We start from the raw sequence: 12,369 nt of genomic DNA, 5'->3' as shown, positions 1-12,369 counted from the left end.
TGACGAACCCGTAACAACGCGGCCGGGAAAGGAATCCGCAGGTCAGCGCGGTATGAGCGGGAGGGGCGGGCACCGGCTGGGCATGTCCGGGCCGCCCGCCGGGCCGGTCCGCCGGGGTCCGTCGGTCCGTCCGGCCCGCCCAGGCCGGGGCCGCCCGGGTCAGTTCAGCGAGGGATCGTCCGGATAGGTGGCGACCATCGCCAGTTCATTGCGCTGGCGCCGCAGCACCGCGCGCCACAGCTGCTCCGGATCGGGTGAGGAGACATCGCCCGGTTCGGACTCGACGACGTACCAGGCGCCCTCGACCAGCTCGTCCTCCAGCTGGCCGGGGCCCCACCCCGCATACCCGGCGAAGATCCGCAGGCTGCCGAGCACCGCCGCGAGCAGCTCCGGCGGGGCCTCCAGATCGACCAGGCCGATCGCGCCGTGCACCCGCCGCCAGCCCAGCGGCTCGTCGCCGGGCGACGCCTGGTCCGAATCCGCCGCGCCCTCGGCCGCTGCTTCGGCGCCCGGCCCGGACAGCACGACGCCCTCGCCGCCGCCCCCGGGCACCACCGCGACCCCGAGCGCCGAGTCCAGCGACACCGGCCCGCCCTGGAAGACGACCCCCGGCTCACCGGCGAGCGCGGCCCAGGGCGCCAGGATGTCGGCCACGCCGACCGGCGTGGGGCGGTTGAGGACCACGCCGAGGGAGCCCTCCTCGTCGTGGTCGAGGAGCAGCACCACCGCGCGGTCGAAGTTGGGGTCGGCGAGCGCGGGTGTGGCAACGAGCAGCCGCCCTGTGAGCGAGGACACCTCGGTCATGGCCACATGATCCCGCACTTCGGGCCGGAGGGGGGAGTCAACGGTCCGAACCGTGCAAGAGCAGGGCAGGGCGTACGGCGGCAGCACCGGCGCACGGGACCAGAACGAGCCAAGAACGCGACAAGAAAGGAGGGCGGGAATGGGACGAGAGCAGGTCGGGCAGGAGAGACCTTCGAGACGAAAAGCACACGGCCGATTCCCGACATTCGGCATATTCCCCGGCAAACGGCGATTACAGATCAAAGGCGCCTCGTAGCGGAGGGTGCTGTGACAAAGCCATTACATGACGGAAGCCTGCACAACCCTACGGAGCGCCCTTCCGACGCCCTTACCATTTCAGCTTGGCCCCTGCCCGTCTCCAGGAACGCGAGATCCATGACCGTCTCTACTGACGACGTACTGCTTGTCCACGGCGGCACCCCGCTCGAGGGCGAGATCCGGGTCCGCGGTGCGAAGAACCTCGTACCGAAGGCCATGGTCGCCGCCCTCCTGGGCAGCGGCCCGAGCCGGCTGCGCAATGTGCCCGACATCCGCGACGTACGCGTGGTCCGCGGGCTGCTCCAGCTGCACGGCGTCACGGTCCGCCCCGGTGACGAGCCCGGCGAGCTGGTCATGGACCCGTCGCGGGTGGAGAGCGCCAATGTCGCCGACATCGACGCACACGCCGGTTCCTCGCGGATCCCGATCCTGTTCTGCGGCCCGCTGCTGCACCGCCTCGGCCACGCCTTCATCCCGGGCCTGGGCGGCTGCGACATCGGCGGCCGTCCGGTGGACTTCCACTTCGATGTGCTGCGCCAGTTCGGCGCGAAGATCGAAAAGCGTGCCGACGGGCAGTACCTGGAGGCCCCGCAGCGGCTGCGCGGCACCAAGATCCGGCTGCCGTACCCGTCGGTCGGCTCGACCGAGCAGGTGCTGCTGACGGCCGTCCTGGCCGAGGGTGTCACCGAGCTGTCGAACGCCGCCGTGGAGCCGGAGATCGAGGACCTGATCTGCGTGCTCCAGAAGATGGGCGCGATCATCTCCATGGACACCGACCGGACGATCCGGATCACCGGTGTCGACAAGCTCAACGGCTACACCCACCGGGCCCTCCCGGACCGCCTGGAGGCCGCCTCCTGGGCGAGCGCGGCACTGGCCACCGAGGGCAACATCTACGTCCGCGGCGCGCAGCAGCGCTCCATGATGACGTTCCTGAACACCTTCCGCAGGGTCGGCGGCGCCTTCGAGATCGACGACGAGGGCATCCGCTTCTGGCACCCGGGTGGCTCGCTCAACGCCATCGCCCTGGAGACCGACGTCCACCCCGGTTTCCAGACCGACTGGCAGCAGCCGCTGGTCGTCGCCCTGACCCAGGCGTCGGGCCTGTCCATCGTCCACGAGACGGTCTACGAGTCCCGGCTGGGCTTCACCGAGGCGCTCAACCAGATGGGCGCGCACATCCAGCTCTACCGCGAATGCCTGGGCGGCTCCGCGTGCCGCTTCGGCCAGCGCAACTTCCTGCACTCCGCGGTCGTCAGCGGCCCGACCAAGCTCCAGGGCTCCGACCTGGTCATCCCCGACCTGCGCGGCGGCTTCTCGTACCTGATCGCGGCGCTGGCGGCCCAGGGCACGTCCCGCGTCCACGGCATCGACCTGATCAACCGCGGCTACGAGAACTTCATGGAGAAGCTCGTCGAGCTGGGCGGCCATGTCGAGCTGCCCAACGGGGCGCCGCGGCACTGAGCCCGCGCCCCTGCCCGCGCAGCGTGAGGGCGGCCCCCGGGACCGGGTGGCCGCCCTCGCGGCGTTCAGGGGGCCGTTCCGCCGTCGGCACCGGCAACTCCTCGGCGCGCGCCGTGCGTTCGGTGGCGCGCGGTGTCGCACCGGGAGTTGCACGTGCGACGCGGCAGCCGCCGGCACCCGGCCCCGTCGGCTGAAGGCCGACCCGTACACTGACGCGCCGTCAACTCGCCGGTGCGGCCTCCCCCGTGGGACGCGCCCGCCCCGTGCCCGCTGACACGCCCCCGCCCCCTCCGGACTGCGAGCCCGCCATGCCCCCTTCCGCCGCCCCCTCCCCCGTTCCCGCGCTGCCCGCCGCGCTGCTGTGCGACATGGACGGGACCCTCGTCGACACCGAGCACCAGTGGCTGGCGACGGTGGCCGGGTTGCTGCGGGAGCAGGGGCGGGCGGTGACGGACGAGGTGCTGGCGGAGTTCGCCGGGGCGCCGGTGGACGATGCCGCACAGCGGCTGGTGCGCGAGCACGGGATCGGCCTGGCGGCCGGTCGGATCGCCGAGCGGCTGGACCGGGACTTCACCGCCCGGGTCGCGGCCGGGGTCACCGTCCAGCCGGGCGCGCTGCGGCTGCTGGACCGGGCGCGGGCTCTGGGGATACCGGCCGCGCTGGTCACCGCCTCCGAGCGGCATGTGGCCGACCTGGTGCTGCGCACCCTGGGCGCGCACCGTTTCGCGCTGTCGGTGACGTCGGGCGAGGCGCCGCGCGGCAAACCGCACCCGGACCCGTATCTGGCCGCGGCCGCCCGCCTCGGCGTCGATCCGGCGGACTGTCTCGCCGTCGAGGACACGCCCACCGGCGCGGCCGCCGCGCTGGCCGCGGGCTGCCGGCTGCTGGCCGTACCGACCGTGCCGGGTATCGCGCCCGGCCCCCGGACGGCCGTGGTCGCCTCTCTGGAGGACGTTGACCTGGCGGACTTCCCTTTGCCCAGGTCGCCTGAGCCGACGCCGCAGAAGGGGCCGCAGGGGCCGTAGAACCGCCACCGAGCGCGCCGCCGCCCCGGCCTGACGGCCCGCCGCCCGTCACGCGCCCGCCCGTCGCCCCGTCAGGCGCCACCCGTCGGCCCGTCAAACGCGCCTGTCCGCCTGCCGGGCGCTCCTGTCGGCCGTCCCTCTCTGCGCGCCCATGACAACGATTACGCAGCCGAAAGGGCGGCCACCCCAGGGGGATGACCGCCCTTGTCGGCTTCAGGCCGTGCTGAGGGGCCTACTTGCCCTTCGCGGCTTCCTTGAGCTTGGAGCCCGCGGAGACCTTGACGCTGTAACCGGCCGGGATCTGGATCGGGTCGCCGGTCTGCGGGTTGCGAGCGGTGCGAGCGGCACGGTGGGTGCGCTCAAAGGTGAGGAAGCCGGGGATGGTGACCTTCTCGTCGCCCTTGGCGACGATCTCGCCGGTCACCTCGGCGAGGGCGGCCAGAACGGCGTCGGCGTCCTTGCGGGTCACCTCGGCGCGATCGGCCAGAGCGGCCACCAGCTCACTGCGGTTCATGTTTGTACTCCCGTGTTCTTCTTGCCAATGGGCGTGCCACGCGGCGGAGCCGCTATCGGGCACAGCGAAGCCGATGCTGCCAGGGCCCTCGGACAGTCCCCGGACCCGGGTCTGCTGCCAGACCCTCGCGCCCGATGACGCATCCTGCCCCTACCTGCGGGACTAAAGCCAATCCGGAACCCTGGAGAGTCACGCGAAAGCCCCACGGGTACACCGTGGTGACGTTCCGTAGCACGCCGCTCCGGGCCGGCCCCACAGGGCGGCGGTCGTTTGCTGACCGCCAGCCTATGGGGGCCTTACGGGGGGCGTGACCCGCGACGCGCCGTGCTATGGGGCCCGTGGCGGCTGTCACACCGGCCCGGCGCTCACAGGGCCGTGTCGGCCGTCACATCGGGGGCGGCGGCCCGCGCCGCGTCCCGCACCGCACCGGCCACCGCGCCCGCGACCTTGTCGTTGAAGACGCTGGGGATGATGTAGTTCGCGTTCAGCTCGTCGTCCAGGACGACATCGGCGAGCGCGCCGGCCGCGGCCAGCATCATGTCGGTGTTGACCGTGCGGGACTGCGCGTCGAGCAGGCCGCGGAAGACACCGGGGAAGACCAGCACGTTGTTGATCTGGTTGGGGAAGTCGGAGCGGCCGGTGGCCACGACGGCGGCGGTCTGCCGGGCGAGGGCCGGGTCGACCTCCGGGTCGGGGTTGGCGAGTGCGAACACGATCGCGCCCTCGGCCATCTTCGCCACGTCGTCGCCGTCGAGGACGTCGGGGGCCGAGACGCCGATGAAGACGTCCGCGCCGACGACGGCCTCCTTGAGGGTGCCCGTGACGCCCTCGGGGTTGGTGTTGTCGGCGATCCAGCGCAGCGGCGAATCCGGGTCGGCGTCGACCAGGTCCGCGCGGCCGGCGTGGACCACACCGTGGATGTCGGCGACGACGGCGTGCTGGACGCCGGCGGCGATCAGCAGCTTGAGGATGGCGGTGCCCGCGGCGCCGGCGCCGGACATCACGACCCGTACGTCCTCGATCTTCTTGCCGACGACGCGCAGCGCGTTGGTGAGCGCGGCCAGGACGACGATGGCGGTGCCGTGCTGGTCGTCGTGGAAGACGGGGATGTCCAGGGCCTCGCGCAGCCGGGCCTCGATCTCGAAGCAGCGGGGCGCGGAGATGTCCTCGAGGTTGATGCCGGCGAAGCCGGGGGCGATGGCCTTGACGATCTCGACGATCGCGTCGGTGTCCTGGGTGTCCAGGCACAGCGGCCAGGCGTCGATGCCGGCGAAGCGCTTGAAGAGGGCCGCCTTGCCCTCCATGACGGGCAGCGCGGCCTTGGGGCCGATGTTGCCCAGGCCCAGGACGGCGGAGCCGTCGGTGACGACCGCGACGCTGTTGCGCTTGATCGTCAGGCGGCGGGCGTCCTCGGGGTTGTCGGCGATCGCCTGGCAGACCCGGGCCACGCCGGGGGTGTAGATCATCGACAGGTCGTCACGGCTGCGGATGGGGTGCTTCGACGTCATCTCGATCTTGCCGCCGAGGTGCATCAGGAACGTACGGTCGGAGACCTTGCCCAGCGAGACGCCGTCGATCTCGCGCAGCTTGCCGACGATCTCGTCGGCGTGCGCGGTGGACGTGGCGGCGATGGTGACGTCGATCCGGAGTTTTTCGTGGCCGGATGCGGTCACATCGAGGCCGGTGACCGACCCGCCGGAGGACTCCACGGCCGTGGTGAGCTGGCTGACGGCGGTGCCGCTCGCGGGAACTTCCAGTCGCACCGTCATCGAATACGAGACGCTAGGCGCCGTTGCCATGGCCGACTTCCTCTGCTTTCCCTTGTTTCTCGCTCTGCGGCTCCGTGACCCGGGGTGTCCGCGTCCGGAGCGCGTTGTCCGATCGTCCCACCTACCAGCCGGTACACGGTAACCAGCCACAAAATTCGGAAAGACTCTTCCACCATACGAGAGATGATCCCGTGAGCGGAACCCCCTCCCGCGAACGACCGCGGGCGCCCCTCCCGGAGGAGGGACGCCCGCAGACTGCTTGATGACACCGACCCGCCATGCTCGCCTCGCGGCAAGTGGTCGCTCGCAGCGACGATGGTTGGGCCCGGGGGCTTGGATCGGGCCGGTGCCTCACCCAGGCTAACAAACCCTCCCCGGAAGCGGATCCCGTCGCGGGCGACCGGGGGAAAGACCCCTCGGACAGACCCCTGGGACGGACGGGTCCGGGGTGGGCCGGTCAGTCGCGCAGCAGGTCCGGCACCCCCGCCGCATCCGGTTCGTCACGCCCGGTGGAGAGCACCGTCAGCTGCTGCGTGGCACGGGTGAGGGCGACATAGAGCACCCGCAGCCCGGCCGGGGACTCGTCGGCGATCTCGGCAGGCGAGACCACCAGGGTCGCGTCGTACTCCAGCCCCTTGGCCTCCAGCGAGCCCAGGGCGACCACCCGGTCCCCCAGCCCGGCCAGCCAGCGGCGGGCCTGCTCCCGGCGGTTCATGGCCACCACGACGCCGACCGTGCCGTCCACCTCGCCCAGCAGCCGGGCGGCCTCGGCGGCCGTGGCCCGCGCCAGCTCCCCGTCGGCCGCGCGGTCCGCGGCGGTCACCGCGAAGCGGGGCGTCAGGCCCGTCGAGCGGACCGCGTCCGGCGACCGCATCCCCGGCATCGCCAGCGCCAGCACCTTGGCCGCCAGTTCGGCGATCTCCGACGGATTGCGGTAGTTGACGGTGAGGGTGAAGCGGCGGCGCGGGCGGGTGCCCAGCGCCTCGTCGCGGGCGAGCGCGGCCTCGTCCGGGTCGGACCAGGAGGACTGCGCCGGATCGCCGACCACCGTCCAGGTGGCGTGCCGGCCGCGGCGGCCCACCATCCGCCACTGCATCGGCGTCAGGTCCTGTGCCTCGTCGACGATGACATGGGCGTAATCGGTGCGCTCCTCCTCCAGGCGCTCGCGGCGGCCGCGGCCGGAGGAGGAGCGGTCCGCGAAGGTCGTCAGCTCCTCCAGACCGGTCAGCTGGTCCAGCGGATCGGCCTCGCGCGGGCGCACCGGGCGCATCGGGGCGCCGAGGATCAGCTGGAGTTCGTCCAGCAGCGCCACGTCGTGCACCGACAGCGGGCCGTTGCCCCGGTCGTCCAGCCGCTGGAGGGAGCGGGCCAGCCGGCGCACCTCGCGCGGGTTGAGGACGCGGCGGGCCCAGCGGGACAGCAGCCGCTCGTCGGCCATCGCGGCCAGCACGGTGCGCGGAGCGAGCTCGGGCCACCAGGCGTCGAGGAACTCCTGGAACTCCGGCTCGGTGGCGATGTCTTCGTCGAAGCCCTGGCGGACCTCGGCGGCCAACTCGGGGTCCGTGTAGCGGCGGGCGGCGCCGGACTGCGTCCACAGGGCGTCGAGGATCAGCCGACGGGCGCGCGGGCGCAGCAGGTTGACCGGGGCGGTGCCGCCGAGGGCCGACTGGCGGATGCCGTGCAGGGCGTCCGCGTCGAGTTCGAGGCGGCCGCCGAAGGCGACGACGCGCAGCCGGTCCGGGGCCGTGCCCAGCTCCAGCGCCCCGCGGGCCGCCTTGCGCAGCAGCTTCTGCATGCGCGCGGAGCCCTTGACGCGGGAGACGGCCGGGGGGTCGTAGGCGGTGGCCTCGGCGCCGTCCACCAGGGAGCCCAGCGCGCGGATGGCGACCTGGCCCTCCTCGCCGAGCGAGGGCAGCACGCCTTCGGTGTAGGCGACCAGCAGCGGGGTCGGGGAGACGATCAGGATGCCGCCCGCGTAGCGCCGCCGGTCCTGGTAGAGGAGGTAGGCGGCGCGGTGCAGGGCGACCGCGGTCTTGCCGGTGCCGGGGCCGCCCTCGACCTCGGTGACGGAGGCGGCGGGGGCCCGGATGACCATGTCCTGCTCGGCCTGGATGGAGGCGACGATGTCCCGCATGGTGTGACTGCGGGCGCGGCCCAGCGCGGCCATCAGCGCGCCGTCGCCGACCGCCGGCAGTTCCTCGCCGTCCAGGGTGGCGGTGACCTCCGGGCGCATCAGATCGTCCTCGACGCCCAGGACCTTGCGGCCCTTGGAGCGGATGACGCGGCGGCGGACGACCCGGCCGGGGGCGACGGGGGTGGCGCGGTAGAAGGGCGCGGCGGCCGGCGCCCGCCAGTCGATGACCAGCGGCGCGTAGTCGGCGTCCAGGACGCCGAGCCGGCCGATGTGCAGGGTCTCGGCGATGGCGGCGCGGTTGTCGACGATGGTGCCCTCGGCGGGCTCGACGGAGGTGTAGGCGCCGTCCGGGCCCTTCTTGCCGTCCTTGCCGAGGAGCATGTCGATCCGGCCGAAGAGGAAGTCCTCGTACTCGGAGTTGAGGCGGTGGAGATGGACGCCGGCCTGGAAGACCTGGGCGTCGCGTTCGGCGAGCGCGCCGGGCGTGCCGACCTGGCCGCGCTTGGCGGCGTCGTCCATCAGGAACTCCGCCTCGTGGATCTTCTCCTCGAGGCGCCGGTAGACGGAATCAAGATGCGTCTGCTCGGCGGCGATCTCACGGTCGCGCACCGAATCGGCGGCGCGGACGGCGTCCGGTGCGTGGTCCGGTGCGTGCGTGGCGTTCTGCGCGGCCACCCAGGCCCCCTTCTGCTGTGCGTAGGGCAGCCGTCAACCGTACGCGAAGGGGGCACCGTACGCACCTGGCCATACGGACAAAATCGGGCGTGTCCGGTCGGATGTTGACCTAGACCTTAACGTCGGCAGAAGTCCGGTGACGCCCTGCGACCGCCCGGGGACCACCTGCGACGCTTCCGGGACCGCGCCCGACCTCCTCAGACGTTCACACCGGCCAGCTTCCTGCCGTCGAGCGTGCGGATCTCGAAGTGGTCGATGTCGCCGCGGTCGAAGGCCGCCCCGCCGGTGGCGAACAGCGGTTCGCTGTTCCACTTGCCGGTGGCGCCCTTGATGCCGTAGCCGCCCTCGGGCACCGCCCAGGTGGTGACGGTCTGACGGCGACCGTCCTTGCCGACGGCGACAAGATCGCAGGTCAGCGGCCCTTTGACGCCGGCGAGCCGGAGGACGACCTGGGTGCCCCACGGTTTGGCGGCCAGGGAGACGCCGGCCGAGACCTTGGTGACGGGATCGACGGCGGTGGCCTGCTCGCCCGCCGCGTACTGGGCGCGGACGGCACTGGCGAGCGGCGCCGGAGCAGGCGCGCCCTGCTGTCCCCCGCCGGTGAGCGCGGCGGTGGCGAGCGGGCCCCCGACGATCAGTACGGCGGCCGCCGCGACGAGATACAGCCGGCTCCGCGCCCGCCCGCGCCGGGTGGCCGCCACCTCGTCGAGCAGCCCGTTCAGGACGCCGGGCCCCGGCCGGGCGGTGACCGTCTCGGGCGTGGGCGCGGTCTGCCGGAACTCGGCCAGCAGCGGGGACAGCCCCATCAGCTCCTCGAGTTCGGCCGCGCACCGGTCGCAGCCGGCCAGATGCCGCTCGAACCGGTCCGCGTCGGCCGCGTCCAGGACGCCCAGCGCATAGGCGCCGACGTCGGTGTGCCGGTCCGGCTGCGTGGGCGGGGTCACTCCGTCACTCCTCGTTCCTCAAGCGACAGCTTCAGGGAGCGCAGCGCGTAGAAGACCCGGGACCGCACGGTCCCCGCCGGTACGCGCAGTACCTCCGCCGCCTCGCTGACCGTACGCTCCTTGAAGTACGTCTCGACAAGCGCCTCCCGGTGGGCCGGGCTCAGATCGCCCAGCGCCTCGGACAGCGTCATCATGCGCAGCGCCCGGTCGATCACATCGGCCGCGGGCATGGTCTCCAGCGGCGTCGCATCGACCTCCTGGGGACGGGCCCGGCGGCTGCGGTGACCGTCGATGACGATCCGCCGGGCGACGGTCACCAGCCAGGGCCGGATGGAGCCGGTCGCGCGCTGCAACTGCCCGGCGTTGCGCCAGGCGCGCACCAGCGTCTCCTGCACCACGTCCTCCGCGCGGTGCCGGTCGCCCGCCACCAGCCGCAGGACGAAGGCAAGAAGCGGACCCGCATGCTCGTCGTAGAGGGCTCGCATGAGCTCCTCGTCAGGTGTCGTCCGGTCTGCCACGGCGGCATCCTTGCGCACTCCAACTCCCCGGTCGATAGCGCGGATCACCGGAAAGCGCCCGGGACCATGCCATGAATCGGCCTTGTGGGGAGGGATACGGGCGAGAGGGGCGGGATTACTCAGGGGCGGGGAGAAAAGGGCGGGAAAAAATGTGCGGGGGGCATGGCCGGGGCCCGGCGGGGGTCAGGGGCGGGTGCCGTGGGCGGCGCCCTGCGCGCCCGTACGGCGGCGGTGGCGCGCCACCCGTTCCCGGTTGCCGCACACCTCGCTCGAACACCAACGGCGGCGCCGGCCGCGGGAGGCGTCCAGATAGACCAGCGAGCAGCCCTCCCCCGCGCACTCCCGCAGCTGCCCGCGCGCCGTGGCGTCGGTCAGCAGCCCGACGGCATCCCGGGCCACCGCGGCCAGCAGCTGCGCGCAGTCCGGCGGCGCCAGGAAGGTGCGCACCAGGGTGCCGTCCGCGGCGCGCACCGCATGGACGGCGGGCGGCGCGGCGGCCGCGGCCGCGGCGTTGAGCAGCGCCAGATCGGCGTCCGCCGCCCCGCCGCGCAGCTCGTCGCATACGACCCGGCGCAGCAGTGCGCGCAACTCCCGGAAACGGGCGACCCACTGGCCGTCGACGCCGTCCGGCGGGGCGCCGCCGGGCAGCACTCCCGCGCCGGTCAGCCAGGCCGTCAGCGGCTCGGGACCGGTGAGCCGTTCGGCCGGCGCACCGGCCGTGGCCAGCAGGTCCAGGCAGATCCGCCCGCAGTCGAACCGCAGGTCGTAAGGCGCCGCCATGTGCCTGTCACTCCCTAGAGACAACGCGGACCGGACGCGGAACACCGCGTGTGCCCCCAGAGTGCCCGGCAGGCGCGACGGCCGGAACCCTGCGGACGGCGCTACCGGCCACCGAACGGGCGCGGCGTCCCGGGCGGCACGGGCGGTTCGGGCTCGCCCGCGAGCCACCCGGCGGCCCCTACTCCCCGCCGTACTTGTCCGACTCCCCGTGCGGATCGAGCGACAGCCGGTACCCCCGCTTGACGACCGTCTGGATCAGCTTGGGCGCGCCCAGCGCCACCCGCAGCCGGGCCATCGCCGTCTCCACCGCATGCTCGTCGCGGCCCGATCCGGGCAGCGCCCGCAGCAGATCCGCGCGGGAGACCACCCAGCCGGGGCGGCGGGCCAGCGCGCGCAGCAGCGCCATCCCGGCGGGCGGCACCGGGCGCAGTTCCCCGTTGACCACGGCGGCGTGGCCGCGGATCTCGATACGGTGCCCGGCGACCGGCAACGGCCGTACCCGTCCCGGCAGTTCCCGGCACAGCAGCTGCACCAGCGGCCCCAGCCGGAACCGCTCGGGCTGGAACGTGGGGACGTCCCGGCCCTGGAGCGGCAGCGCGGTGACCGGCCCCACGCACACCGCCAGCACCTCCTGCCGCAGCGCCACCAGCACCTCCTCCTGGATGCCACGCTCCTCGGCGCGGCGCAGCAGCGAGGCGGCGGCCGGCGCGCTGGTGAAGGTCACCGCGTCCACGCCGCGCGCGATGACGGCGTCCAGGAGACGGTCGACCGGGCCGATGTCCTCCGGCGGCATCCAGCGGTAGACGGGTACGCCGACGACTTCGGCGCCATCGGCCCGCAGCGCCTCGACGAAGCCCGGCAGCAGCTCCCCGTGCAGCTGGATGGCGACCCGGCGGCCCGAGACGCCCTCCTCCAGCAGCCGGTCGAGCACCTCGGCCATCGACTCGGAGGCCGGTGACCACTTCTCGTTGAGTCCGGCGGCCCGGATGGCACCGCGTACCTTCGGGCCGCGCGCCAGCAGTTCCACCCCGGCCAGCCGCGCCAGCAGGGCCTCGCCCAGACCCCAGCCCTCGGCGGCCTCGATCCAGCCGCGAAAGCCGATGGCGGTGGTGGCGACGACCACATCGGGCGCGTGGGCGATCAGGTCCTTCGTCGTGGCGAGCAGTTCGGTGTCGTCCGGCAGCGGGACGATCCGCAGCGCGGGCGCGTGCATGACCTGCGCGCCGCGCCGCTCCAGCAACGCGCCCAGTTCCTCCGCCCGCCGGGCCGCGGTCACCCCGACGGTGAATCCGTCCAGCGCCCGCACGGCCCGGTCCTCCTGCGCCTGCTGCCGATCGTCCATGGTCGTCCGTCCCGCACCGCCCACAAAGGTGTGCTGCGTCGTGCTCATACTCCCGCTGTGCCTGCCGCCGCGGCCCGGGCGGCACGGGTGCCAAGGCGACAAGCGTGCCAACGCCACATGACAGACCTGATCCCTCAGTATT

The 12,369-nt window shown here is 73.2% G+C and carries 10 protein-coding genes; 2 read left to right on the top strand and 8 right to left on the bottom strand.

The annotated features are described in order from the left end of the window. Nucleotides 1–159 precede the first annotated feature (159 nt). Nucleotides 160–804 carry a YqgE/AlgH family protein gene (locus tag SNA_RS05240; protein WP_044363523.1) on the bottom strand — a complete coding sequence of 215 codons (645 nt, stop codon included), beginning with the start codon at nt 802–804 and terminating at the stop codon, nt 160–162. 375 nt (nt 805–1,179) lie between these two features. Between SNA_RS05240 and murA the strand changes: the two genes are divergently transcribed. Both murA and SNA_RS05230 read left to right on the top strand, forming a co-directional pair. Beyond that, nucleotides 1,180–2,526, top strand: coding sequence for a UDP-N-acetylglucosamine 1-carboxyvinyltransferase (gene murA, locus SNA_RS05235; protein WP_044363522.1), 1,347 nt, complete (start codon nt 1,180–1,182; stop codon nt 2,524–2,526). 308 nt (nt 2,527–2,834) lie between these two features. Continuing rightward, nucleotides 2,835–3,551, top strand: a complete 717-nt coding sequence (locus SNA_RS05230) for an HAD family hydrolase (protein ID WP_044363521.1) — start codon at nt 2,835–2,837, stop codon at nt 3,549–3,551. A gap of 232 nt (nt 3,552–3,783) precedes the next feature. Here SNA_RS05230 and SNA_RS05225 read toward each other — a convergent pair whose 3' ends face one another. The 7 genes from SNA_RS05225 to SNA_RS05195 form a co-directional block, all read right to left on the bottom strand. Continuing rightward, nucleotides 3,784–4,065: an HU family DNA-binding protein gene (locus tag SNA_RS05225; protein WP_030069353.1), complete on the bottom strand. Its 282-nt coding sequence runs from the start codon at nt 4,063–4,065 to the stop codon at nt 3,784–3,786. A gap of 365 nt (nt 4,066–4,430) precedes the next feature. Beyond that, nucleotides 4,431–5,864: an NAD-dependent malic enzyme gene (locus SNA_RS05220; protein WP_030069355.1), complete on the bottom strand. Its 1,434-nt coding sequence runs from the start codon at nt 5,862–5,864 to the stop codon at nt 4,431–4,433. Between the two features lie 427 nt (nt 5,865–6,291). Next, on the bottom strand, nt 6,292–8,643 hold the full coding sequence (locus SNA_RS05215) for a HelD family protein (protein WP_044363519.1): 2,352 nt from the start codon (nt 8,641–8,643) through the stop codon (nt 6,292–6,294). Nucleotides 8,644–8,840: 197 nt separating this feature from the next. Further along, nucleotides 8,841–9,587: an anti-sigma factor family protein gene (locus SNA_RS05210; protein ID WP_044363516.1), complete on the bottom strand. Its 747-nt coding sequence runs from the start codon at nt 9,585–9,587 to the stop codon at nt 8,841–8,843. Beyond that, complete coding sequence (locus SNA_RS05205; RefSeq protein ID WP_030069363.1) at nt 9,584–10,123, bottom strand: sigma-70 family RNA polymerase sigma factor; 540 nt, start codon at nt 10,121–10,123, stop codon at nt 9,584–9,586. The genes SNA_RS05210 and SNA_RS05205 overlap by 4 nt, the downstream gene beginning before the upstream one ends. A gap of 165 nt (nt 10,124–10,288) precedes the next feature. Further along, a complete protein-coding gene (locus SNA_RS05200; RefSeq protein ID WP_044363514.1) occupies nt 10,289–10,885 on the bottom strand; it encodes a CGNR zinc finger domain-containing protein in 597 nt (198 codons plus the stop codon). A gap of 178 nt (nt 10,886–11,063) precedes the next feature. Further along, on the bottom strand, nt 11,064–12,227 hold the full coding sequence (locus tag SNA_RS05195) for a uroporphyrinogen-III synthase (protein WP_030069365.1): 1,164 nt from the start codon (nt 12,225–12,227) through the stop codon (nt 11,064–11,066). Between the last annotated feature and the right edge of the window lie 142 nt (nt 12,228–12,369).

The organism is Streptomyces natalensis ATCC 27448 (genome assembly GCF_000935125.1).
GTDB classification, from domain to species: domain Bacteria; phylum Actinomycetota; class Actinomycetes; order Streptomycetales; family Streptomycetaceae; genus Streptomyces; species Streptomyces natalensis.
The sequence above is the reverse complement of the archived record's forward strand: the minus strand, read 5'-3'. Positions and strand labels throughout refer to the sequence as shown.